This is a genomic window from Streptomyces sp. NPDC126499, assembly GCF_040302485.1.
GTDB lineage: Bacteria > Actinomycetota > Actinomycetes > Streptomycetales > Streptomycetaceae > Streptomyces.
The window spans coordinates 82,800-103,862 of sequence record NZ_JBEOUO010000022.1 but is presented as its reverse complement, the minus strand read 5'-3'; the positions used below and the strand labels follow the sequence as shown (position 1 = coordinate 103,862).

The 21,063-nt window shown below is 72.8% G+C and carries 23 protein-coding genes; 13 read left to right on the top strand and 10 right to left on the bottom strand.

Annotated features, from left to right (window positions below; all coding sequences use genetic code 11):
• Positions 1–13 precede the first annotated feature (13 nt).
• Positions 14–298: a hypothetical protein gene (locus ABTZ91_RS27245; protein WP_352079881.1), complete on the bottom strand. Its 285-nt coding sequence runs from the start codon at positions 296–298 to the stop codon at positions 14–16.
• 71 nt (positions 299–369) lie between these two features.
• On the opposite strand from ABTZ91_RS27245, the gene ABTZ91_RS27240 reads away from it, so the two are divergent.
• Entirely contained in the window at positions 370–1,068 is a 699-nt protein-coding gene (locus tag ABTZ91_RS27240; RefSeq protein ID WP_352079880.1) for a uridine kinase, read from the top strand.
• A 254-nt stretch (positions 1,069–1,322) separates the two neighbouring features.
• Here the strand turns inward: ABTZ91_RS27240 and ABTZ91_RS27235 are convergent, their stop codons facing one another.
• Positions 1,323–2,045 carry a SigE family RNA polymerase sigma factor gene (locus ABTZ91_RS27235; RefSeq protein ID WP_352079879.1) on the bottom strand — a complete coding sequence of 241 codons (723 nt, stop codon included), beginning with the start codon at positions 2,043–2,045 and terminating at the stop codon, positions 1,323–1,325.
• A 168-nt stretch (positions 2,046–2,213) separates the two neighbouring features.
• Between ABTZ91_RS27235 and afsQ1 the strand changes: the two genes are divergently transcribed.
• From afsQ1 to ABTZ91_RS27210, 5 genes are all read left to right on the top strand, one after another.
• Entirely contained in the window at positions 2,214–2,891 is a 678-nt protein-coding gene (gene afsQ1, locus ABTZ91_RS27230; protein ID WP_265869013.1) for a two-component system response regulator AfsQ1, read from the top strand.
• Positions 2,888–4,459, top strand: coding sequence for a HAMP domain-containing sensor histidine kinase (locus tag ABTZ91_RS27225; protein ID WP_352079878.1), 1,572 nt, complete (start codon positions 2,888–2,890; stop codon positions 4,457–4,459). The genes afsQ1 and ABTZ91_RS27225 overlap by 4 nt, the downstream gene beginning before the upstream one ends.
• On the top strand, positions 4,456–5,127 hold the full coding sequence (locus tag ABTZ91_RS27220; RefSeq protein WP_352079877.1) for a hypothetical protein: 672 nt from the start codon (positions 4,456–4,458) through the stop codon (positions 5,125–5,127). Before ABTZ91_RS27225 ends, ABTZ91_RS27220 begins: the two co-directional genes overlap by 4 nt.
• A 55-nt stretch (positions 5,128–5,182) precedes the next feature.
• Positions 5,183–5,758: a VanZ family protein gene (locus tag ABTZ91_RS27215; protein WP_352079876.1), complete on the top strand. Its 576-nt coding sequence runs from the start codon at positions 5,183–5,185 to the stop codon at positions 5,756–5,758.
• A gap of 89 nt (positions 5,759–5,847) precedes the next feature.
• Positions 5,848–6,048 (top strand): PspC domain-containing protein, encoded by a 201-nt coding sequence (locus ABTZ91_RS27210; RefSeq protein WP_352079875.1) that lies wholly within the window; start codon positions 5,848–5,850, stop codon positions 6,046–6,048.
• Positions 6,049–6,123: 75 nt separating this feature from the next.
• Here the strand turns inward: ABTZ91_RS27210 and ABTZ91_RS27205 are convergent, their stop codons facing one another.
• Both ABTZ91_RS27205 and ABTZ91_RS27200 read right to left on the bottom strand, forming a co-directional pair.
• Positions 6,124–6,555, bottom strand: coding sequence for a hypothetical protein (locus ABTZ91_RS27205; RefSeq protein ID WP_352079874.1), 432 nt, complete (start codon positions 6,553–6,555; stop codon positions 6,124–6,126).
• A 183-nt stretch (positions 6,556–6,738) separates the two neighbouring features.
• On the bottom strand, positions 6,739–7,893 hold the full coding sequence (locus ABTZ91_RS27200; RefSeq protein ID WP_352079873.1) for an adenosine deaminase: 1,155 nt from the start codon (positions 7,891–7,893) through the stop codon (positions 6,739–6,741).
• Between the two features lie 105 nt (positions 7,894–7,998).
• Here ABTZ91_RS27200 and ABTZ91_RS27195 point away from each other — a divergent pair, with 105 nt between their 5' ends.
• Complete coding sequence (locus ABTZ91_RS27195; protein WP_352079872.1) at positions 7,999–8,796, top strand: GNAT family N-acetyltransferase; 798 nt, start codon at positions 7,999–8,001, stop codon at positions 8,794–8,796.
• 49 nt (positions 8,797–8,845) lie between these two features.
• On the opposite strand, the gene ABTZ91_RS27190 is transcribed toward ABTZ91_RS27195, so the two are convergent.
• A complete protein-coding gene (locus tag ABTZ91_RS27190) occupies positions 8,846–9,553 on the bottom strand; it encodes a hypothetical protein (protein WP_352079871.1) in 708 nt (235 codons plus the stop codon).
• Positions 9,554–9,718: 165 nt separating this feature from the next.
• Between ABTZ91_RS27190 and ABTZ91_RS27185 the strand changes: the two genes are divergently transcribed.
• Positions 9,719–10,489, top strand: coding sequence for an alpha/beta hydrolase (locus ABTZ91_RS27185; protein WP_352079870.1), 771 nt, complete (start codon positions 9,719–9,721; stop codon positions 10,487–10,489).
• A 21-nt stretch (positions 10,490–10,510) separates the two neighbouring features.
• Here the strand turns inward: ABTZ91_RS27185 and ABTZ91_RS27180 are convergent, their stop codons facing one another.
• Positions 10,511–11,464, bottom strand: a complete 954-nt coding sequence (locus tag ABTZ91_RS27180) for a LysR family transcriptional regulator (RefSeq protein WP_352079869.1) — start codon at positions 11,462–11,464, stop codon at positions 10,511–10,513.
• Between the two features lie 62 nt (positions 11,465–11,526).
• On the opposite strand from ABTZ91_RS27180, the gene ABTZ91_RS27175 reads away from it, so the two are divergent.
• The 3 genes from ABTZ91_RS27175 (at position 11,527) to ABTZ91_RS27165 (ending at position 14,644) form a co-directional block, all read left to right on the top strand.
• Complete coding sequence (locus tag ABTZ91_RS27175; protein WP_352079868.1) at positions 11,527–12,816, top strand: MFS transporter; 1,290 nt, start codon at positions 11,527–11,529, stop codon at positions 12,814–12,816.
• An 80-nt stretch (positions 12,817–12,896) separates the two neighbouring features.
• Positions 12,897–13,592, top strand: a complete 696-nt coding sequence (locus ABTZ91_RS27170; protein WP_352079867.1) for a L,D-transpeptidase — start codon at positions 12,897–12,899, stop codon at positions 13,590–13,592.
• 101 nt (positions 13,593–13,693) lie between these two features.
• On the top strand, positions 13,694–14,644 hold the full coding sequence (locus tag ABTZ91_RS27165) for a sigma-70 family RNA polymerase sigma factor (RefSeq protein ID WP_352079866.1): 951 nt from the start codon (positions 13,694–13,696) through the stop codon (positions 14,642–14,644).
• A 67-nt stretch (positions 14,645–14,711) separates the two neighbouring features.
• Here the strand turns inward: ABTZ91_RS27165 and ABTZ91_RS27160 are convergent, their stop codons facing one another.
• Both ABTZ91_RS27160 and ABTZ91_RS27155 read right to left on the bottom strand, forming a co-directional pair.
• Entirely contained in the window at positions 14,712–16,814 is a 2,103-nt protein-coding gene (locus tag ABTZ91_RS27160) for a hypothetical protein (RefSeq protein ID WP_352079865.1), read from the bottom strand.
• 95 nt (positions 16,815–16,909) lie between these two features.
• Positions 16,910–17,242 carry an STAS domain-containing protein gene (locus ABTZ91_RS27155; RefSeq protein ID WP_352079864.1) on the bottom strand — a complete coding sequence of 111 codons (333 nt, stop codon included), beginning with the start codon at positions 17,240–17,242 and terminating at the stop codon, positions 16,910–16,912.
• A gap of 44 nt (positions 17,243–17,286) precedes the next feature.
• On the opposite strand from ABTZ91_RS27155, the gene ABTZ91_RS27150 reads away from it, so the two are divergent.
• Both ABTZ91_RS27150 and ABTZ91_RS27145 read left to right on the top strand, forming a co-directional pair.
• Complete coding sequence (locus ABTZ91_RS27150) at positions 17,287–17,952, top strand: HAD family hydrolase (RefSeq protein ID WP_352079863.1); 666 nt, start codon at positions 17,287–17,289, stop codon at positions 17,950–17,952.
• Positions 17,949–19,037 carry a hypothetical protein gene (locus ABTZ91_RS27145; RefSeq protein WP_352079862.1) on the top strand — a complete coding sequence of 363 codons (1,089 nt, stop codon included), beginning with the start codon at positions 17,949–17,951 and terminating at the stop codon, positions 19,035–19,037. Before ABTZ91_RS27150 ends, ABTZ91_RS27145 begins: the two co-directional genes overlap by 4 nt.
• On the opposite strand, the gene ABTZ91_RS27140 is transcribed toward ABTZ91_RS27145, so the two are convergent.
• Positions 19,027–19,614, bottom strand: a complete 588-nt coding sequence (locus ABTZ91_RS27140) for a Uma2 family endonuclease (RefSeq protein ID WP_352079861.1) — start codon at positions 19,612–19,614, stop codon at positions 19,027–19,029. The genes ABTZ91_RS27145 and ABTZ91_RS27140 overlap by 11 nt on opposite strands.
• Positions 19,615–19,730: 116 nt before the next feature.
• A complete protein-coding gene (locus ABTZ91_RS27135) occupies positions 19,731–21,008 on the bottom strand; it encodes a thymidine phosphorylase (protein WP_352079860.1) in 1,278 nt (425 codons plus the stop codon).
• Positions 21,009–21,063: the final 55 nt, after the last annotated feature.

Below are 21,063 nucleotides of genomic sequence, written 5' to 3'. Positions count from 1 at the left end.
CCCCGCCGCCCGGTCAGCCGGGCAGCAGCCCCTGCCTCAGGGGCCCGGCCACCGGCAGGCCGGCCGACGGGTCGGCCTGAAGGCGCGTCAGCGGCGCCACCCCGTCGCCGACGCCGCCGAGGGCCGCCGTGCCGTCGACCCGGGTGAGCGAGTCGGGCGGCAGCGGGACGGCCACGCCCTCCGCCGCCTGGGCGCCGGCGCCCGCCCCGAACACGGCGGCGCCGGCCGCCGTGACGGTGAGCCCGGCCTTCAGCAGGGCGCTGCGGCGGGGGGTCCGGGCTTGTGCGTGACGCGCCATGGCGGTCCTTCCAGGGACTACGGGGGTCTTCGCCGGGTGACCGAGCGGCCACCGAGCGTAAGGGAGGTGTGATGCTCGATACCAACCGGCCACCTCGGGGGTCCCCTGCACGGGGGAATGGTTCACACTGGTGTCCCGTGAGTTCCCAACCGATCCCCACCCGGGTCGTCCTGCTCGCGGGCCCCTCCGGCTCCGGCAAGTCGTCCCTCGCCGCCGCCACCGGCCTGCCGGTGCTGCGCCTCGACGACTTCTACAAGGAGGGCGACGACCCCTCCCTGCCCCTGGTGGAGGGCAGTTCGGACATCGACTGGGACTCCCCGCTCTCCTGGGACGCGGACGCCGCCGTCGCCGCGATCGCGGAGCTGTGCCGTACGGGACGGACCGACGTGCCCGTGTACGACATCTCCACCAGCTCCCGCGTGGACCGCGAGACGCTCGACATCCAGCGGACGCCGCTGTTCGTGGCGGAGGGCATCTTCGCCGCCGACATCGTGGCGCGCTGCCGCGAGCTCGGGGTGCTCGCCGACGCGCTGTGTCTGCGCGGCCGCCCCGCGACGACCTTCCGCCGCCGGCTGCTCCGCGACCTGCGGGAGGGCCGCAAGTCCGTCCCGTTCCTGCTGCGCCGCGGCTGGCGCCTGATGCGGGCCGAGCGGTCGATCGTCGCCCGGCAGGCCGCCCTGGGCGCGCACCCGTGCGCCAAGGACGAGGCGCTGGGCCGCCTGGCCGCCGCGGCCGCGGGCCGCCGCCGCGTCCCGGCCGCCCGCGCCTGACCGCGTACCCCCGCGCGCGTGTGGCGAGGTCGTCGTCGCGGGAGGGCTTGCTCTCCAGCAGCCGTACGCCCGCACGCGCGTGTGGCGAGGCGGGCAACCGAGAACAGGGAGATGTCCCGGACCCGTACGCCCGCACGCGCGTGTGGCGAGGGCCGGACAGGAATCCCCCGATCCCGTCCGGCCCTCGCCGTTTCCCCCGTTGCCCCGTACCTGCGTACGGTCCCCCGTGTCTCCCCCGTGATCCCCCCGTTCCCTCAGGCCACCAGCTCGCCGAAGGACTCCTCCTCGTCACGGCCGAAGCTCAGCACCTCGTCCTCGCGCAGTCGCCGCAGCGAGCGCCAGATGCTCGACTTCACCGTGCCGACGCTGATGCCCAGGATCTCCGCGATCTCCGGGTCGGTGCGGCCCTCGTAGTAGCGCAGCACCAGCATGGTGCGCTGGAGCTCGGGCAGCCGGGCGAGGGCCTGCCACAGCACGGCGCGCAGTTCGGTGCCGCGCATCGCGTCCGTCTCGCCCGCCGTCTCCGGCAGCTCCTCGGTCGGGTACTCGTTGAGCTTGCGCCGCCGCCAGGCGCTGATGTGCAGGTTCGTCATCGTGCGGCGCAGGTAGCCGCCCACCGCGGCCTTGTCGCTGATGCGGTCCCAGGCGCGGTACGTGGAGAACAGCGCGCTCTGGAGCAGGTCCTCGGCCTCGAAACGGTCACCGGTCAGGTGGTAGGCGGTGGCGTACAGGGAGGCCCTGCGCTCCTGCACGTAGGCCGTGAACTCGGCCTCCGAGCATCCGGAGCGCTCCCCCGTGGCCTCCCCGTACACCGCTCCCCCGTCAGGGACGGCGGCCATGTACGGCGCCTTCCGCTGACGCCCGACGCTGCGAACGCACCCCCGCCCGTTCACACCGCCGGACTTCTCGGTGCTCCGCGTGACGTCGTGGAGACGCGTGACAACTGCGCTCGAGGTGGTGCTGTGCAGTGCGTTCATCTCGCGCCCCCCGTCGTTGGAGTCCGTAGGTCCTTGATGGGGAAAATCCTGCCCCGCCCACTTCATCGCGGTGTCCGCCGACTGTCACAGCCGTGTCACAGGCCCGGGCGGAACGGCGGCGTGACCGGACGGTCGAACTCGCACGGCCGCATGGGACAGAATGAGGCCGTGCCTTTCCTGTTGCTGATCGAGGACGACGACGCCATCCGCACGGCCCTCGAACTCTCGCTGTCACGCCAGGGCCACCGAGTGGCCACCGCGGCGACGGGCGAGGACGGCCTGAAGCTGCTGAAGGAACAGCGGCCCGACCTGGTCGTACTGGACGTGATGCTGCCGGGCATCGACGGCTTCGAGGTGTGCCGTCGCATCCGGCGCACCGACCAGCTGCCGATCATCCTGCTGACGGCCCGCAGCGACGACATCGACGTGGTCGTGGGCCTGGAGTCCGGCGCCGACGACTACGTGGTGAAGCCGGTGCAGGGCCGGGTGCTCGACGCCCGGATCCGGGCCGTGCTGCGCCGTGGCGAGCGGGAGGCCACCGACTCGGCGACCTTCGGCTCCCTGGTGATCGACCGCTCGGCGATGACCGTGACGAAGAACGGCGAGGACCTCCAGCTCACCCCGACCGAGTTGCGGCTGCTCCTGGAGCTGAGCCGGCGGCCCGGCCAGGCGCTGTCCCGGCAGCAGTTGCTGCGGCTGGTGTGGGAGCACGACTACCTGGGCGACTCGCGGCTGGTGGACGCCTGTGTGCAGCGGCTGCGCGCGAAGGTGGAGGACGTGCCGTCGTCGCCGACCCTGATCCGTACCGTACGGGGCGTGGGCTACCGGCTGGACGTCCCTGCGTGAGCAAAGGGATCATCTCGGTGCTGCGGTTCACCAGTCTGCGGCTCCGTCTCGTCGTCGTCTTCGCCCTGGTCGCGCTCACCGCGGCCGTGTCCGCCTCGGGCATCGCGTACTGGCTGAACCGCGAGGCCGTCCTCAAGCGCACCCAGGACAGCGCGCTGAACGACTTCCGGCAGGAGATGCAGAACCGGGCGGCGACGCTGCCGCTGCGGCCCACCGAGGAAGAGCTGCGGCGCACCGCCGAGCAGATGGCGAGCGGCAGCGCCGGCTACAGCGTGCTGCTCATCGGGGAGCGGGACGCGGGCAAGCCGATCGTGGGCGCCTCGAACCCGGACGTGTTCACGCTGGCGGACGTGCCGCGCTCGCTGCGGACGGCGGTCGGGACGAAGCGGCCGGTGACGGACACCAACGACTATCCGTACCACCTGTTCTGGCAGCGGACGCAGCGCGACGGGACGCCGTATCTGGTCGGCGGGACGAAGGTCGACGGCGGCGGGCCGACCGGCTACATGTTCAAGTCGCTCGCCGCGGAGAAGGCGGACCTGAACTCGCTGGCCTGGTCGCTCGGGATCGCCACCGGTCTCGCGGTGATCGGCTCGGTGCTGCTCGCGCAGGTCGCGGCGACCACCGTGCTTCGGCCGGTGCACCGGCTCGGTGAGGCGGCCCGGCAGCTCGGCGAGGGCAAGCTGGACACCCGGCTGCGGGTCTCCGGCAACGACGAACTGGCCGATCTGTCCCGTACGTTCAACAGCGCGGCCGAGTCGCTGCAGAAGAAGGTCGCGGACATGAGCGCGCGGGAGGAGGCGAGCCGCCGCTTCGTCGCCGACATGTCGCACGAGTTGCGCACCCCGCTGACCGCGCTGACGGCCGTGACCGAGGTCCTGGAGGACGAGCAGGACGCGCTCGACCCGATGATCGCCCCGGCGGTGGCGCTGGTGGTCAGCGAGACGCGCCGGCTGAACGACCTGGTGGAGAACCTGATGGAGGTGACCCGCTTCGACGCGGGCACCGCCCGTCTGGTCCTGGACGACGTGGACATCGCCGACCAGATCACCGCGTGCATCGACGCGCGGGCCTGGCTGGACGCGGTCGACCTGGACGCCGAGCGCGGGATCGTGGCGCGGCTCGACCCGCGCCGCCTGGACGTGATCCTGGCGAACCTGATCGGCAACGCCCTCAAGCACGGCGGCTCGCCGGTGCGGGTCTCGGTGCGCACGGAGCCCTCGGCGAAGGCCGCCGAGGACGGGGAGGACCGCGAGGCCGGGGAGGACCTGGTGATCGCGGTGCGCGACCACGGGCCCGGCATCCCCGAGGAGGTCCTGCCGCACGTCTTCGACCGCTTCTACAAGGCGAGCGCCTCCCGGCCGCGCTCGGACGGCAGCGGGCTCGGTCTGTCGATCGCCATGGAGAACGCGCTGATCCACGGCGGTTCCATCACGGCCGCCAACTCGACGGACGACGACGGCCGGGTGGACGGCGCGGTGTTCGTGCTGCGGCTGCCCCGGGACGGCTCGGGGATCGCGCGGGAGCTGCGGACCCGCAGCAGCCAGGGCGAGGTGGAGGAGAGTTGAGACGTCGCCGTACGGGCCGTGTGGTCCTGGGCGCGGTGGGCGCCGCCGTACTGCTCGCGGGCTGCGGCATCCGTACGACCTCGGTGCCGGTGGACGCGGGCGCGGCGCCCTCGCGGGTGCCGTGCAGCGTGGCGGACGGCGCGGGCGTCTCCTCGGCGCAGGGACTCCCGCTGCGGGTGTACCTGTTGTGCGGGGCCCAGCTGGAGGCGGTGGAGCGCCGGTCGCCGCTGCCGGAGGAGAAGGTGGCGGGCGACCCGGTGCGTACGGCGTCGGCGCTGCTCGCCCAGTTGCAGAGCGAGCCGTCGGACGAGGAGCGGCAGGCCGGGTTCGCGACGGCGGTGAAGGGTCCGCTGGTGGTGAGCGCGGGTCATCGCGGTGATCCGGCGGGCACGCTGCGGCTGAGCCGGCAGCCGGAGGACCTGCCGCCGACGGCGCTCGCGCAGATCGTGTGCACGTTCGCCGAGAGCACGGCGGGTGCGGGCGGCACGTCGGTGGTGCTGGGCGGTCCGGGGAAGTACCAGCCGCGGCGCTACAGCTGTACGCGGGAGCTGAAGGAGCGTCCGGAGTCGCCGGTCCCGTCGGTCTCGGCGGCCGCGTCGGCTCCGTCGGATCCGGCGGCTCCGGCCGCCTCCCCGGGGGCGCCGGGCGCCTCCGCGCCGGTCTCCTGAACGCGGCCGTGGACCCGGCGGAACCGATTCCGCCGGGAAGCGCGTCTTGGGGGGCGTGCAGCGTCAAGGTTCCGGCGGTTCCGGCGACAGCGTCGCCAAGGTCGTACGCGTGGTGGGGTTCGTCCTCCTCCTCGCGCATCTGGGGCTCGTCGCCTGGGTGACGCTCCGCCCGCGGGACGTGGCGTGGGTGACCGCGCCGAACCTGACCCCGCTGGCCGGGATCAGACTCGACCTGGCGCTCGGTCCGGTCGAGGCGGCCCGGCGGATCGGGGGCGGTCTGCTGCTCCTGGCCCCGCTCGGGGTGCTGCTTCCGATGGCCGACGGGCGGCTCGCCGTCTCGCCGTGGGCGTCGCTGGCCCGTACGACCGCCGCAGGGGCGCTGGTGTCGCTCGCGGTGGAGCTGTTGCAGACGGCGGTGCCCGGGCAGGTCGTGGACGTGGACTCGGTGCTCCTGAACACCACGGGGGTGGCGCTGGCGCATGTGCTGCTCGTGCCGGCGGGACGGGCGTGGCTGCGCCGGGGACCGCGCGGGCGGCGGCCGGCGGGTGGCGGGTCCTCCTCCAGGAGGAGGCGGGAGCGGTCTTCTCAGGGGGCGACCCCGACGATTCCCAGGGTCGGGATCGCCCCGTAGACCGACGCTTTGTCCCCTTGGCGGGGCGAGGATGGAGACAGATCGGGGGCCGGAGAGACGGTCCCCGCAAGACTCCGAAGGAGCCCGACATGGCCGCACTGACCCGCCCTCGTGACGGACGCGTGATCGGCGGAGTGTGCGCGGCGCTGGCACGGCGCTTCGGCATCTCCGCGACGACGATGCGCGTGATCTTCCTGGCCTCGTGTCTGCTGCCGGGCCCGCAGTTCCTGCTGTACGTGGCGCTGTGGGTGCTGTTGCCGTCGGAGAAGACGCCGAGCACGGCCTGGTAGTCCGGCGAGAGCCGCGCGCAAAGCCCGAGGGCGCCCCTCCCGGTGCGGGGAGGGGCGCCCTCGGCGCGTACGGGCTCAGAGGCCGAGGCCCCCGGTCGGCAGTCCGCCGAGGCCGCCGACGGGCAGGCCGCCGAGGAGGCCGCCGGCCGCGTCGAGCGGGGTGGCGTCGAGGACGCTCGAGGCACCCTCGACCGGGAGGTTCCGGGTGTGCTCCTGGACCTCGCCCGGGAGGGTCCGGGCCTGCTCGACCGCGCCCGGGAGGGTCTTGACCACGCCCTCCTGCACACCGGTGCCGAGGGCACCCTGGCCGCCGGCCAGCGCCTCGCCGGCGCCCGAGGGAAGCTCGGTCAGGTCCTCGCCGAGGGGCAGGGTGTTGGTCACCAGGCCGAGGGCGTCGGGGCCGGCCGGAAGCGACGACGGGGCGGCGGAGGCCGTTCCGGCGGCGGCAGCGGCGAAAGCGGCACCGAGAGCGGCGACACCGAGCGTCTTGGCGGCAGACTGCTTCATCAGAAAATCTTCCTCGGGAATCTCGAGTGTCTCGGGGCGTCGGGGAGGGCCCGAGAGCAGGGCAGTTCGGGGAATGCAGAGTGGCTACGCAAACTAACCAGCGAACGCTCCCGCCCGCAAACACCGAAATGCGGCCGGGCGTGGTGCGCCCGGCCGCTCAGATCATCGTCCCGAAGGCCGCGATCAGCCCGTTCGGCGGGAAGAGTCGCTGGTGGTGGCGGTCTGCTGGAACAGCCATTCGGACTTCAGCTCGGCATATCCGGGCTTGATGACATCGTTGATCATCGCGAGTCGTTCATCGAAAGGAATGAACGCTGATTTCATCGCATTGACCGTGAACCACTGCATGTCGTCGAGCGTGTAGTCGAATGCCTCGACAAGGAATTCGAATTCCTTGCTCATGCTGGTGCCGCTCATCAGCCGGTTGTCGGTGTTGACGGTGGTGCGGAAGTGCAGCTTGCGGAGCAGACCGATCGGGTGCTCCTTGTACGAGGCGGCGGCGCCGGTCTGCAGGTTGGAGGTGGGGCACATCTCCAGCGGGATCCGCTTGTCGCGGACGTACGCGGCGAGCCGGCCGAGGGTGACGGAGCCGTCGTCGGCGACCTCGATGTCGTCGATGATCCGCACGCCGTGGCCGAGGCGGTCGGCGCCGCACCACTGCAGGGCCTGCCAGATCGACGGCAGGCCGAAGGCCTCGCCCGCGTGGATGGTGAAGTGGTTGTTCTCCCGCTTCAGGTACTCGAAGGCGTCGAGGTGACGGGTGGGCGGGAAGCCGGCCTCGGCGCCCGCGATGTCGAAGCCGACGACGCCGGAGTCGCGGTAGGCGTTGGCGAGTTCGGCGATCTCCAGGGCGCGGGCCGCGTGCCGCATCGCGGTGAGCAGCGCGCCGACCCGGATCCGGTGCCCGCTCGCGCGGGCCTGGCGCTCGCCCTCGCGGAAGCCCTCGTTGACGGCCTCGACGACCTCTTCGAGGGTGAGGCCGGCCTCCAGGTGCTGCTCGGGGGCGTAGCGGACCTCGGCGTAGACGACGCCGTCCTCGGCGAGGTCGACGGCGCACTCGGCGGCGACGCGGACGAGGGCCTCACGGGTCTGCATGACGGCACAGGTGTGCGCGAAGGTCTCCAGATAGCGCTCCAGGGAGCCGGAGTCGGCGGCCTCCCGGAACCAGATGCCGAGCTTGTCCGGCTCGGTCTCGGGGAGACGGTCGTAGCCCTGGGCACGGGCGAGTTCGATGATCGTGCCGGGGCGCAGTCCGCCGTCGAGGTGGTCGTGGAGGAGGACCTTCGGGGCGCGGCGGATCTGGTCCGCGGTGGGGGTGCTGGGGATCTGGCTCGTCATTGCGGCACTCTAGCGCCTACGCGCGTAGAGCGCGCCCCTCGGCGCCGTATCCGCCGGACCGTTTTTCCGGTGCGGGCGGCGGGCGGCGGCGCTTAGCCTGCCGGGATGACCTCTGTTGCGAACGGCCCCGGCGGCTCCGGCGCGGCCGGCTCCGAACTGCGCCGGATCCACGCCTTCCTGTCCTCCTTCACCCGCCGCCAGGCGGAGCGGACGGTGGAGATACCGGGCGGGTTCGCCGCGCTCGACGACACCTACAGGCTGTCGCGGGCGGACAACCACGTCCTGGTCGACCGCCCCACCGACCCGGAGGCGCTGCCCGCGCGGGTGGAGGAGGTGCTGGCCCCTCTGCCGCACCGGGCGGTGTACGTGCTCGACGCGGCGACGGCCGAGGCGTGCGCCGGGCCGCTGCTGCGGGCCGGGTACACGCGCACGGCGGTCGACCTGATGCTGCACACGGGGCCGGTGCCGGAGCTCGGCGGGGCCCGCGAGGTGGATCTCCCGGCACTGCGCGGGCCGCTGGCGGCAAGCTGGCGGCGCTTCCTGCCGGACGCCGGCGAGGACGTGGTGGCGACCCTGGTGGAGCGGCGGGCGGCCCGGCGGCGGGGCGCCGACGACGTCCGCTTCCTCGCCTCGCACGACGAGTGGGGCGAGGTGGCGTCCTGGGCCGACCTGTACATGGACCCGGCCACGGGGGTCGCGCAGATCGAGGACCTGGTGACGGCCGAGTCCCATCTCGGGCAGGGCCACGCCGGGGTGGTCCTGGACACGGCGCTCCTCATGGCCGCCGAGGCCGGCTGCACCACCCGCTTCCTGACGGCGCTCGCCGACGACTGGCCGCGGCGGTGGTACGAGCGGCGCGGGTTCGTGACCGTGGGCAGCGTGGCCTGCTTCGAACGGGCCTAGGCGGGCGGACGGCCCGTGCGCCGCGCGGCCCGTGAGCTCCGCAGGCCGGTCAGTGCACCCGTTCACCGCACTCCGCCCGGAACAGGACGGCGCCGGGCGGCAGTTCCTCCGGGCGCCGTCCCGTCACCCGCAGGCACGCGTCAGGGCAGCCGTCCACGGGCGGGTACAGGAGGGCAACCTCGTCCAGCACGGCGATCTCACCGCCGACGTGCAGTTCCACCGCCGGCACGCCGCTGGGCAAACAGCCGTCCACGGTCCCGAAGGCTGCCGTGTCCGCGCCGTCGGCGACACACTCGCGGATCTCGAAACGCCAGTGCTCGGCCGCATCGGCGAGCAGCGCCCGCCCCCGCTTGCCCCATCCGGCGAGGAGAGCGGTGCGCGCCCGCACCTGGTGGGCGATGGCGCAGCAGACGGGGACCGCCGCGTCGGCGGACGTCGTCACCCGCGTGTACGCGCCGTGGGGAGAGAACGACAGTGCCTCGTCGATCAGCGTCAACGCGGTGTCTCGCGCCGCCGGGTGACCCTGCTGAGCGATGTCCAGGAGCAGAGGAGTCGCGACCGCGGCCGCCGGAAACACCGCGGCACTGTGGCCATGGACGACTCCGCCGCCGCCGAGCAGCAAGCCTGCTTCCGCCGCCTCCACCGGGTTCGCCGCATCTGCCAGCGCGCGCAGCCCCCGGGCCGCACGCGCCGGTTGGTACCGGTCGGGAGGGCCCGGTATGGCGCTCCAGTCCACCGCGTCGATCGCGTCCAGCACGACAGCATCCTCGCATCCGCGAGGAGTTCTCGGCGGGGGTAGTCGTTCGGCCGGCGGGCGAGTGGCTACGGGCAGCTTGCGCGGGGCTGAAAACAAGGCAACTTTCACCATCAGTTGACCGTCCGTACGGGTGTCATACACCTCGACTTCTGAGACTGTTCCGCCATGGCGCACAACGCACTCGTGGGACCGGCCGGAGGTCGGACGCCCCGGCTCGGTCGGCCCGTCGGAGCGACGAACCCGATCACCGAGGCCGGCGGGGTGGTCCTGCTTCTGCCGGACGGCGAGCCCGAGTCCGGGCGGGGGCCCTCGCTGCGGGGGCACGCGGCGGTGCTGCCGCTCGGGCGGCGGCTCGTGCGGGCCGGGCGCGCGGACGGTCTGGTGGCGCACGTGGTGCGCTACCGGGGGCGCGGCTGGAACGGTGCCGACGCGCAGCTCGCGGCGGACGCGTCGTGGGCGGTCGCGGAGGCGGTACGGCGCTACGGCGACGTCCCGGTGTGTCTGGTGGGGCGCGGGATGGGGGCGCGGGCGGCGTTGCGCGCGGGCGGGCACACCGGGGTCGCGGCGGTCCTGGCGCTCGCGCCGTGGCTGCCGGAGGAGGACCGGGCGGCCGAACCCGAGCCGGTGCGGCAGCTGGTGGGCCGGCGGGTGCTCGTCGTGCACGGCACGAACGACGCCCGCACCGATCCGGAGCTGTCGTACCGCTTCGCCGAGCGGGCCAAGAAGTCCAACCACGCCACCTGCCGCTTCGAGGTCCACGCGGACGGCCACGCGCTGCGCCAGTACGCCGACGAGGTGCGGGCGCTCGCCGCCGACTTCGTGCTCTCCGCGCTGTTCGCCCGCACCCCGAGCCGGCCGCTCGCGGACGCGATGGCCGCGCCGCCGCCGCTGGGGCTGCGGATGCCGCTGGCGGCCGGGTTCGGCCGGCTCCGCTGACTCCGCCCGGCGCTCGGGCGGTCACTCCGGGAGCAGGCTGCCCCTCTTGCCGAGCAGGAACTTCTTGAAGGCGGCGACCGGCGGGGTGTCCGGGTGGCCGTCGAGCCAGGCCACCCCGATCTCGCGGACCGCGCGCGGGGAGGTCACGCCGAGTTCGACGACGCCGGGGCGGGCCACGGCGGGCGGCGGGAGGAGGGCGACGCCGAGCCCGGCGGCGACCAGACCGCGCAGGGTCTCGGCCTCCTCGCCCTCGAAGGCGACGCGGGGCTTGAAGCCGGCCTGGGCGCACAGGTCGTCGGTGATGCGGCGCAGCCCGTAGCCCGGCTCCAGGGTCACGAAGGGCTCGTCGGCGGCTTCGGCGAGGCGGATCCGCTTGCGGGAGGCGAGCCGGTGGTCGTCGGGCACCACGAGCCGCAGCCGCTGTTCGTCCAGGCGGCGCGCGACGAGGTCGGGGGCGTCGGGCACCGGGGAGGTCAGGCACAGGTCGAGGTCGCCGGCCCGGAGCCGTTCGATCATCGCCTCGCCGTAGTTCTGGACCAGGGTGAAGCGGACCCGGGGGTGGTCGACCCGGAAGGCGCGGATGAGGCCGGGCACGGTCTCGGAGCCCATGGTGTGCAGGAAACCGAAGGCGACCCGGCCGGCCGTGGGGTCGGCGTCGGCCCGTACGGAGTCGGCGGCCCGCTCGACCTCCGCGAGCGCCCGCTCGGCGGAGGAGAGGAAGCGGCGGCCGGCCGGGGTGAGCGAGACCGTACGGCCGCGGCGGGCGAACAGGGCGACGCCGAGGTCCTCTTCGAGCCGGACCATGGCCCGGGACAGGGTCGACTGGGGCACGCCCATCTCGGCCGCCGCGCGGGTCACGTGCTCGTGCCGGGCGACCGCCGCGAAGTACGCGAGACGCGGGGCGAGCAGCAGTCCCATGTCTTCTTCGTTACTGCTCGGTGACAGGCGATGCTGTGACCTGTACTCATGCACCATGGGAACGATTACAGCAGTTCCGTGCATTGGACGCATGAAACGGGGCGGCCTACGTTCGAGACATGCCTTCCGCCAGTACCGAGGCGGCCGCCACCCACGCGGTCGCCGACTCCCGCCGTGACTCCGGCCCCGCCTCCGATGCCCGCCTCTCCCCCGGCGCCCCCGGCTACCGCCGGATGAGCCTCGCGCTGTTCGCCGCCGGAGTGGCCACCTTCGCCCTCCTCTACTCCACCCAGGCCCTGCTCCCGGCCGTCTCCGCAGAGTTCGGCGCCACCGCGTCGGCCGCCTCCTGGGCGGTCTCCGCCGCGACCGGCGCGCTCGCCCTGTGCGTCCTGCCGCTCAGCGCGCTGTCCGAGCGCTTCGGCCGGCGCTCGATGATGACGGTCTCGCTCGCGGTCGCCGTCGTCCTCGGTCTGCTCGTCCCGCTCGCGCCGAACCTGGAGAGCCTGGTGGCGCTGCGGGCGCTGCAGGGCGCCGCGCTGGCCGGAGTGCCGGCCTCGGCGATGGCGTTCCTCGCCGAGGAGGTGCGGCCGAAGGCGCTGATCGCCGCGATCGGCCTCTTCGTGGCGGGCAACTCCATCGGCGGCATGAGCGGCCGCATCGTCACCGGCTGGGCCGCCCAGCTGTGGGGCTGGCGGGCGGGCCTGGCGGCCGTCGGCGTGCTGGCCGTGGTCTGCGCGCTCGCCTTCCGTCTCCTCATCCCGAAGGCCCGGCACTTCACGCCCGGCTCGCTGAACCCGCGGGAGCTCGTGAGCACCGTCCGCACGCACCTGGCGGACCCGCTGCTGCTGCGCCTGTACGTGATCGGCGCGCTGTTCATGACGGTGTTCGGCGCCGTGTACACGGTGATCGGCTACCGGCTCGTCGAGGCCCCGTTCTCGCTGCCGCAGGGCGTGGTCGGCTCGGTCTTCCTGGTCTACCTGGTGGGCACCGTCTCCTCGGCGGCGGCCGGCCGCCTGGTCGGCCGGCTCGGCCGGCGCGGCGCGCTCTACCTCGCGGTCTCCACGACCGCGGCCGGTCTGCTGCTCTCGCTCGCCGACGCGCTCGGTGCCGTCCTCGCGGGTCTGGTGCTCATCACCGCCGGTTTCTTCGCCGGGCACGCGGTCGCCTCCTCCTCGGTGAGCCGTACGGCGCGGACGGGCCGCGCGCAGGCCTCGGCGCTCTACCAGTCCGCGTACTACCTCGGCAGCAGCGCGGGCGGCACCCTCGGCGCGATCGCCTTCCACGCGGGCGGCTGGGCCGGGACCGTGCTGATCGGTCTGGTGGCGGTGTTCGGCGTCGTGTCGGTCACCCTGTACGGCTCGCACAGCGCCCGGGTCGAGGCCCGCCGGCACCAGCCGGCCGCCTGCTGAGAACCGGTGCCCGCCGCACTGCAACTGTTCGACTCCCCCGAGCGTCAAACGGGTCAGGACTCAAGGGGGAGTTGACGCACATGGACGGAATACGCAGACGAGCGGGCATAGGTCTCGCCGTCACGTCTCTGGTGGTGCCGCTGACGGTGGCGCTCGGCACCGCCCCGGCGCAGGCGGCGTCGTGCAACGTCACGACCGGCCCGTACCAGAAGCAGGTGGAGAAGTTCCTCGGCCGGCCGGTCGACGGCCGGCAGTCGGCCGCCGACTGCACGGCGATCCAGGCCTTCCAGCGCAAGCACGGCATCACGCCGACGATGGGGTACGCCGGGACGATCACCTGGCGCACGATGTCGACGATGCTGGCGCAGAAGGCGGCCGGGACCAACCCGAACAAGGACGGGAAGTGTCCGACGAACAAGGGCCGGATCGCCTGCGTCGACCTGACCCGGCAGCTGACCTGGATCCAGGACGGCTCGCGGCTGAAGTACGGCCCGGTGCCGGTGCGCACGGGCAAGGACGGCACGGAGACCCGTACCGGCCTGAAGAAGGTCTACTGGCGCAACATCAACCACTGGTCGACGCTCTACCACGTGTCGATGCCGTACGCGCAGTTCTTCGACGGCGGCCAGGCCTTCCACTCGACGACCAAGTCCATGTGGAACCCGCCGGGATCGGGCGGCTGCGTCAACATGACGACGAAGGACGCCAAGGCGTACTGGAGCCTGCTGCGCAACGGTGACGACGTCTACGTCTACGGCCGCAAGCCCGGAACGTGACGGAACTCCGACGGAGTTCGCCCGCGGTGTCGGCGGGCTGCGGTAGCTTCCCCTCGTCGGTGCCGAACGGGCGCCGATGAGGGGCGAGTGGGGTGGACCGCATGAGCGACCAGTTGGAGAAGTACCGTACGGAGCTGACCGGTTACTGCTACCGGATGCTGGGCTCCGCCTTCGAGGCGGAGGACGCGGTGCAGGACACCATGGTGCGGGCCTGGCGCTCGCTGGATTCCTTCGAGGGGCGCTCGTCGCTGCGCTCCTGGCTGTACCGGATCGCGACGAACGTCTGTCTCGACTCGCTCAGCGCCGGCAACCGGCGGGCCCGGCCGATGGACCTGACGGACCCGACGCCGGTGGCGCAGGCCCGGCTCAACGAGCGTCCGGAGATCACCTGGCTGGAGCCGGTGCCGGACGGGCGGGTGCTGCCGTCGGTGGCGGACCCGGCGGAGACGGCGGTCTCGCGGGAGACGGTCCGCCTCGCGTTCGTGGCGGCGCTGCAGCACCTGCCGCCGAAGCAGCGGGCGGTGCTGATCCTGCGCGAGGTCCTCGCGTGGAAGGCGAGCGAGGTCGCCGAGCTGCTCGACACCACCGTCGCCTCCGTCAACAGCGCGCTGCAGCGGGCCCGGGCCACGCTCTCCGAGCAGTCGCCGGCCGCCGCCGACGGCGCGGACCCGCTGGACGAGGAGCAGAAGGCGCTTCTTGAGCGTTATGTGGCGGCCTTCGAGGGCTATGACATGAAGGCCCTGACGGCGCTCCTGCACGAGGACGCGACGATGTCCATGCCGCCGTACGACCTGTGGCTGCGCGGCCACGAGGACATCGTGGGCTGGATGCTGGGCGTCGGCGAGGTGTGCCGGGGCTCGAAGCTGGTGCCGACCGTGGCGAACGGCCAGCCGGCCTTCGCGCACTACCACCCGGACCCGGAGGGCGGCTACGCCCCGTGGGCGCTGATCGTGCTCCAGCTGCACGACGGGAAGATCGGCGGGATGGACTTCTTCCTGGACACCAAGCGCTGGTTCCCGCTGTTCGAGCTGCCGGAGCGGCTGGAGGCGTAGCTCACCGGTGCCGGATCGGGGGCGGGGCCGTCGGTGACGGCCCCGCCCCTTCGGCTCAGGAGGTGCGTCAGGAGGGGAAGGGGCCGATCACCTTCGGGCAGGACGGGTCGAGCCGCAGGGTGGCGAGGTCGCGGCCGACCAGGCCGTAGGCCGTCCAGGTGCCCGGGACGAAGGCGAGCTGGGGGTTGGTGTACCACTCGTCGTCCAGGGCGGTGGCCAGCTGCTGGGCCTGGGTGAGGCCGGGGCCGATGAGGTACACGTCGCCGTTGAAGAAGGTGGAGGCGAACACCTTGTCGTTGTGGACGTCGATCTCGCCGTAGCCGGGCAGGTCACCCTGGTGGACGATCTGGCGGGTGGCCAGGTTCATGGAGAACCAGCGCTTGGCCGCCGTGGGCGTGCGCTTGTAGACGCCGTACAGGACGCCGTTGTGGACCTTGATGTCCTGCAGGGTGTCGTAACCGTCCGCCGCGAACGGGTCCATGGCCCAGAGCAGCCGGCCCTTCTTGCCGGTCGTCGCGTCGACGTACTCGGCGTCGAAGGCGGCGACGCTGGCGGCCGTGTTCCACGACGTCGACGGGGCCCCGCCACCGCCGCGCACGTCGGTGCCCACGTAGACGGTGCCGTCCGGGCCCACGCTGAGGCTCATCAGGCTCTCGTTGGTGACGACGGGGAACGAGTCCGGCGTGTACGCCGGAGCGGCCTCGGCCGGGCCGGGGAACCGGAAGACGTTCAGCGCGCCCTGGAGGCCGGTGCCGAGCGGTGCGGTGGCCACCAGGATGCGGTCGCGGGCCGCGTCGTACTCCATGTCCCACGGCCGCTGCTGAGCGCTGGGGAGCTGGCCGACGATGCCGACCGGGTAGGTCTTCCCGCCCGTCTCGGGGTCGGTCACCGCCGCCGCCGGGTCGATCATGATGAGGCGGCCGCTGGGGTAGAGCGCCGAGTAGATCTTCCCGCCCCGCTCCACGAGCGTCTTGGCCTCGCCGGGGATCTCGATGTGGTCCTTGCCGCCGTCGGGACGGTGGACGGTCATGATGAAGTGGCCGCCGACCCACACCGTGCCGTCGGAGGAGCGCAGGAGGGACTGGGGCTTCTCCGCGCCCTCGCTGAACCCGGCCTTCTTCAGCTCGACGAAGGACGACTGGCGGGTGGTGAGGTCCATCCGCCAGACCTTGCCGAAGCCGGTGAAGCCGGTGAGGGTGGTGCCGTCCAGGGCGAGCCCGCGGGTCTCGTCCAGCGGCACGGGGGTGCCGAGGTGCTGGGGCTTGGCGTAACCCGTCTTGTACTCGTAGACGTTGCCGTTCGGGCGGGTCGACAGGTACATGGTGTAGTCGGGCGCGAGGGTGACCATGTCGGCCGTCTCGGCGTTGCCGTCGGGGTCGGCGATCGGGACCGTCCTGAGGTCGGTGCCGTCGGTCTTCACGTCGTACAGGGTGCTGCCGCTGGTGCCGCGCACGCGGGTGCGGCCGACGGAGACGGTGGTGAACCCGGTGCCGCCCTGGGCCAGGACGCGGACGGCGCCCGTGGACCGGTTGATGGCGACCATCTTCTTGGTGTCGAGCAGTCCGGCGTAGACGTTGGTGTCGTCGACGTCCAGGGACCGCACATAGCGCTCGCCGGCGGCGAGGACGCCGAGGTCGCGGAGGGCGTTGGTCGGGGGCTTGTACTCGTACACCTTGCCGTCGTTGTAGGTCCCCGCGTAGAGGGTCCCGTCCGAGGCCGCGGCAAGGCTCCAGATGAAGTCGCCCTCGCCCCCGATGGTCCTGAGGTGCTTCACCTCGCGCGTGACGAGGTCGTAGCTGTAGAGGGCGGCCTCGGTGTACGTGCCGATGTAGATCTTGCCGTTGTACGCGGTGAGTCCGTACGCGCCCTCGGGCGCGCCGGGGCCGGGGCCGTCGGGGAGCTCCCGCTCGCTGCCGGCGACGACCGTCTTCTTGCCGAGGTCGTACTCGGCGATCACGACGGGCTTGCGGCCGCGACTGGTGACGAAGGCGCGGCCGTCGTGCACGAGGGAACCGGAGATCGCCCAGGTCGACGAGGCGGTGCCGTGGGACTGCCAGGCGGGGACGGTGCAGTCCGATATGACCGCCGCAGTGGCGGGCGGCGCGGGCCACAACGGCCAGAGGACCGCCAACAGGGCGGCGAGGAGGGGCAGCAGAAGGCGGCGTGTCATGGGACCTCCAGGGTGTCCGTCTCGGGCACGCACGGACGAGACGGAGCCCCCCAGGTCGCACCCTTGTTCAATCGGCGCTCATGAGATCACGCGGCCTACGGCTGATCAACGTCGGCCCTGGGCAGTCCGAGCACCTCGTCGAGGCCCGTGAACGCGAGCAGGGCCCGCAGTTCGGGTCCCGCGCCCTCGATCCGCAGCCGGTGCCCGTGCCGGACGGCGGCGAGCCGGATGCGGGCGAGGGCGTCGACGGCGGCCAGACCGGCCGGCGCGAGGCCGTCGACCGCGCACACGACGTCGGCGGGCTCGGCCGCCGCAAGGCGGGCGCACAGGCGGCCGACGTCGTCCGGGGCGGGCCGCCCGGAGAGGCGCAGTGCGAGGGTGCGAGGGGTGTCCACACCGGGCAGACCGCCGACGGGTACGGAACTCATCGGCGCCCGCACGTGTGTCCGAACCGCCCTCTAGCATCGGCGCCATGACTGATGATCGCGTGGATCGCGTCGAGCTGGTGATCTTCGACTGTGACGGCGTCCTGGTGGACAGCGAGCGGATCTACTGCCGGGTGGACCGCGAGGTGTTCGCGCGGCTCGGGGCCGAGTTCACGGAGGCCGAGCTGGTGGAGCACTTCGTCGGCTCCCCCCAGGAGATCTGGACGGCCCTGGTCGAGGAGCGGCGCGGCGAGCCGTTGCCGGAGGACTGGCACGAGCCGTTCCGCGCGCTGTACGAGGAGGCGCTGGACGCGGAGCTCACGGTGGTCGAGGGGGTGACGGACGTCCTGGACGCGCTGGACGTCCCCTTCTGCCTGGCCTCCAACGGCAGCCACCGCTCGATCCGCCGCAACCTGACCCGTACGGGGCTGCTCGACCGCTTCGAGGGCCGGATCTTCAGCGCCCATGACGTGGCCCGCGGCAAACCGGCCCCGGACCTCTTCCTGCACGCGGCGGCGACCATGGGCGTCGCGCCGGAGCGGTGTGCGGTGGTCGAGGACAGCGCGTACGGCGTCCAGGCCGCCCGCGCGGCCGGGATGCGCGCCTTCGGCTACACCGGCGGACTGACCCGCGCGGAGAGGCTGTCGGGCGAGCGGACGGTCGTCTTCGAGGACATGCGCCTGCTGCCGGGGCTGCTCGGGGTGGCGGCGTGAGCGACTGGTCGAGGCTGTTCCACGCGTACGGGGCGGCGACGGACACCGCCGAGATCCTGGACGGCCCGCTGGAGGCGGCCGCCGATCACCTGTGGTCGGCGATCCTGCACCAGGGCTCGGTCTGGCCCGCGACCCCGCCGGTGCTGCGGATCGTGGCGGGCCGCCTCGCCGAGGCCCCGGTCCTGGGGCTTTCCTTCGTCCGTGACGTGGCCTCGGCCGTACGGCTCGGGGACGAGGCCGAGGAGCTGCGGGCCCGGGTGGCGGCGGCGCCGACGCGGGAGTGGACGGCCGCCTACGCGGCGGCCGACGAGGACGAGCAGGTCGACCTGTGGGACGACGAGGACGGCACCGGCGACCTGGTGCTCGCGGGCGCGGCGCTGGACTGCTGGGACCTGCTGCCGGAGCTGGTGGAGCCGGTGGCGGAGTTCCTGGACGACGGGGACGAGGAGGTGCGGGCGGGCGCGTGGGCGACGCTCGCGGCCCTCCTCGTCCACCCGGACGCGGCGCCCCGGGCACCGGAGCTGCTGCCGCGGCTTGCGCGGCGCGCCGCTGCGGCGGAGTCGGTGGAGGAGCGGGCCTCGCTGGTGATGGACCTGGGTCACCTGGGCGGCGATCCGCTGCCGTTCCTCGGTGACCCGAGCCCGCTGGTGCGGTGCGCGGCGGCGCTGACCCCGCCGTTGGCGGAGCACCCGGCGGCGCACGAGGAGCTGGTGGCGACGGCCCGTCGGGCCACCGACTTCGACGCCCTGGCGGGCCTGCCCCGCTTCGGGGGCGAGCCGCCGCGCTGGACCCTGATCGCGGCGCTGTGCCGGCGGGTCCCGGACTTCTCGCGCCTGTACGAGGCGGCTCTCGCGGCCCTCCCGTACGCCTTCCGGATGGCGCCCTGCCCGGACCTGGGGCCGTACCTGGAGGTCGCCTTCGCGGACGGATGGCCGGAGCGTCCGACGGATCAGCAGCGGGGCCTGGCCCGGGAGATGGTGGCGCGGGAGGAGCTGTGGGGAGCGACGAACGGGAACCGGAGGATCACCCTGCGGGGGCTGGGGCTGCCGGACGAGCGGGCGGAGTGGCGAGGGCTCAGCCGATAGGGAACACGCTGGTGTCGATCGTGAGGTCGAAGGGTTCGGGGAGATGGATCTCCTCTCCGAACCTCACCTTCTGGATTTCCTGATAGACATCGCTCGGATCACCGTAGAGCGTGACGGTCGGCCCGGCAGGGCCGAAGCGGTCGATCAGGAGGTAAAGGGGCACCTTCGCCTCCGCGTACGCGGCCGCCTTGTTCAGCCGGTCGTAGCTTGCGTTGGACAACGACGTGACCTCGACGACCAGTTCGGCCTCGGTGAGCGGCGCGGACTCGCCGCCTTCCAGTTCGGCCATGACCCTTTCCGGGATGACGACCAGGTCGGGGACATAGAGGCGGCCCCGCGCAGGGTGCGCGACCCCCTGTGTCTCGTAGACGCCCCAGTCCTCGGGGACCACGGTGTACAGCCTGCGGTGGACCTTCTCGACGATGCGGTTGTGAGGTGCGGCCGGCGGTGGTGTCACGACAATGATCCCATCGATGATCTCCACCTTGCTGCCCTCGGGCCAGTCCGACTCCTCCCAGAAGCGGACGAGCTCGTCCCAGTGCGGGCCCGGAGCGGGATCGACGGGGAGTGCACTCATGGCGGTCTCCTTTTCGGTGTGACACCGATCCCAGCATGCCGAACGGGGCCGACGGTCGTCCATCGGCCCCGTTCACCCAAACGTGTCACTGGCACATGCCAGAGGCGATCAGCCCGTCACGCGATGCGGTCGAGCACGATCGGGTTCGGCGTGAACGCCGTGCCCGCCGCCGCGATGTCCCACGCGCCCTCCAGGGACTTCAGTGCGTAGTCGAACTTCTCCGGCGTGTCCGTGTGCAGGGTCAGCAGCGGCTGGCCCGCGGTCACCGTGTCGCCCGGCTTGGCGTGGAGCTCGACGCCCGCGCCGGCCTGGACCGGGTCCTCCTTGCGGGCGCGGCCGGCGCCCAGGCGCCAGGCGGCGATGCCGATGTCGTAGGCGTCGAGGCGGGTCAGGACGCCGGAGGCCGGGGCCGTGACGACGTGCTGCTCGCGGGCGACCGGGAGGGTGGCGTCCGGGTCGCCGCCCTGGGCGGCGATCATGCGGCGCCAGACGTCCATCGCGGAGCCGTCGGCGAGGGCCTTGGCCGGGTCGGCGTCCTTGATGCCGGCCGCGTCGAGCATCTCGCGGGCCAGCGCGATCGTCAGCTCGACGACGTCCGCCGGGCCGCCGCCGGCGAGGACCTCGACGGACTCGCGGACCTCGAGGGCGTTGCCCGCGGTGAGGCCGAGCGGGGTCGACATGTCGGTGAGCAGGGCGACCGTCTTCACTCCGCTGTCGGTGCCGAGCGCGACCATCGTGGAGGCGAGCTCGCGCGCGTCCTCGATGTTCTTCATGAAGGCGCCGGTGCCGACCTTGACGTCCAGGACCAGCGAGCCGGTGCCCTCGGCGATCTTCTTCGACATGATCGAGGAGGCGATCAGCGGGATGGCCTCGACGGTGCCGGTCACGTCCCGCAGGGCGTAGAGCTTCTTGTCGGCGGGCGCCAGGCCGTCGCCGGCCGCGCAGATGACCGCGCCGGTGGTGTCGAGGACGTGCAGCATCTCCTCGTTGGAGAGCAGCGCTCGCCAGCCGGGGATGGACTCCAGCTTGTCGAGGGTGCCGCCGGTGTGGCCGAGGCCGCGGCCGGAGAGCTGCGGGACGGCCGCGCCGCAGGCGGCGACGAGCGGGGCGAGCGGGAGGGTGATCTTGTCACCGACACCGCCGGTGGAGTGCTTGTCGGCGGTGGGCCGGGAGAGGGAGGAGAAGTCCATGCGCTCGCCGGAGGCGATCATGGCCGCGGTCCAGCGGGCGATCTCGTCGCGGTTCATGCCGTTCAGCAGGATCGCCATGGCCAGGGCGGACATCTGCTCGTCGGCGACCTCCCCGCGGGTGTAGGCGTCGATGACCCAGTCGATCTGCTCCGGGCTCAGCTCGCCCTTGTCCCGCTTGGTGCGGATGACGGAGATGACGTCCATGTGAGAGTGCCTCTTTCTACGCGCATAGAAGGGGAAAGGAGGAGCGGCCCTTCCC

Coding starts and splice junctions, on each gene's coding strand:
- ABTZ91_RS27155 (WP_352079864.1), bottom strand. CDS start 17,242: ATGAGTTCCGTACCCGTCGGCGGTCTGCCCGGTGTGGACACCCCTCGC.
- ABTZ91_RS27150 (WP_352079863.1), top strand. CDS start 17,287: ATGACTGATGATCGCGTGGATCGCGTCGAGCTGGTGATCTTCGACTGT.
- ABTZ91_RS27235 (WP_352079879.1), bottom strand. CDS start 2,045: ATGAACGCACTGCACAGCACCACCTCGAGCGCAGTTGTCACGCGTCTC.
- ABTZ91_RS27210 (WP_352079875.1), top strand. CDS start 5,848: ATGGCCGCACTGACCCGCCCTCGTGACGGACGCGTGATCGGCGGAGTG.
- ABTZ91_RS27170 (WP_352079867.1), top strand. CDS start 12,897: ATGGACGGAATACGCAGACGAGCGGGCATAGGTCTCGCCGTCACGTCT.
- ABTZ91_RS27245 (WP_352079881.1), bottom strand. CDS start 298: ATGGCGCGTCACGCACAAGCCCGGACCCCCCGCCGCAGCGCCCTGCTG.
- ABTZ91_RS27135 (WP_352079860.1), bottom strand. CDS start 21,008: ATGGACGTCATCTCCGTCATCCGCACCAAGCGGGACAAGGGCGAGCTG.
- ABTZ91_RS27175 (WP_352079868.1), top strand. CDS start 11,527: ATGCCTTCCGCCAGTACCGAGGCGGCCGCCACCCACGCGGTCGCCGAC.
- ABTZ91_RS27200 (WP_352079873.1), bottom strand. CDS start 7,893: ATGACGAGCCAGATCCCCAGCACCCCCACCGCGGACCAGATCCGCCGC.
- ABTZ91_RS27185 (WP_352079870.1), top strand. CDS start 9,719: ATGGCGCACAACGCACTCGTGGGACCGGCCGGAGGTCGGACGCCCCGG.
- ABTZ91_RS27205 (WP_352079874.1), bottom strand. CDS start 6,555: ATGAAGCAGTCTGCCGCCAAGACGCTCGGTGTCGCCGCTCTCGGTGCC.
- ABTZ91_RS27140 (WP_352079861.1), bottom strand. CDS start 19,614: ATGAGTGCACTCCCCGTCGATCCCGCTCCGGGCCCGCACTGGGACGAG.
- ABTZ91_RS27240 (WP_352079880.1), top strand. CDS start 370: ATGCTCGATACCAACCGGCCACCTCGGGGGTCCCCTGCACGGGGGAAT.
- ABTZ91_RS27165 (WP_352079866.1), top strand. CDS start 13,694: ATGAGCGACCAGTTGGAGAAGTACCGTACGGAGCTGACCGGTTACTGC.
- ABTZ91_RS27195 (WP_352079872.1), top strand. CDS start 7,999: ATGACCTCTGTTGCGAACGGCCCCGGCGGCTCCGGCGCGGCCGGCTCC.
- ABTZ91_RS27180 (WP_352079869.1), bottom strand. CDS start 11,464: ATGGTGCATGAGTACAGGTCACAGCATCGCCTGTCACCGAGCAGTAAC.
- ABTZ91_RS27160 (WP_352079865.1), bottom strand. CDS start 16,814: ATGACACGCCGCCTTCTGCTGCCCCTCCTCGCCGCCCTGTTGGCGGTC.